Source organism: Streptomyces sp. SID14436, from assembly GCF_010548465.1.
In the GTDB taxonomy this organism is placed as follows: Bacteria; Actinomycetota; Actinomycetes; order Streptomycetales; family Streptomycetaceae; genus Streptomyces.
In genome coordinates this window covers 1-261 of sequence record NZ_JAAGMD010000419.1, presented here as the reverse complement: position 1 = coordinate 261, position 261 = coordinate 1, and the positions used below count along the sequence as shown (strand labels likewise).

The following is a 261-nucleotide window of genomic DNA, read 5'->3' as shown; positions in this document are numbered from 1 at the left end:
CGGGAACGGTTCGCCACCGGCACACCGATCACCACGTCGTCCTGACCCGCCCGCCGGGACAACACCGCCGACAGCACCGACTGCACGACACCGAACAGCGTCGCACCCCGCTCCCGAACCACACCCGCCAGCCGGCTGACGACGTCGGCGTCCAGCACCGCTGCCAACTGCGTGCCCCGGTGACTGGGCACCGCCGGCCGCGGCCGGTCCGTCGGCAGGTCCAGCGCCGGCGGGGCGCCCTGCAACGCCTCACGCCAGTAC

At 74.3% G+C, this 261-nt stretch carries 1 protein-coding gene; it reads right to left on the bottom strand.

The genetic code is table 11. From position 1 onward, the window contains the following. A partial coding sequence (locus tag G3I53_RS14325; RefSeq protein WP_164438418.1) for a condensation domain-containing protein occupies positions 1-261 on the bottom strand: 261 nt, incomplete at both ends.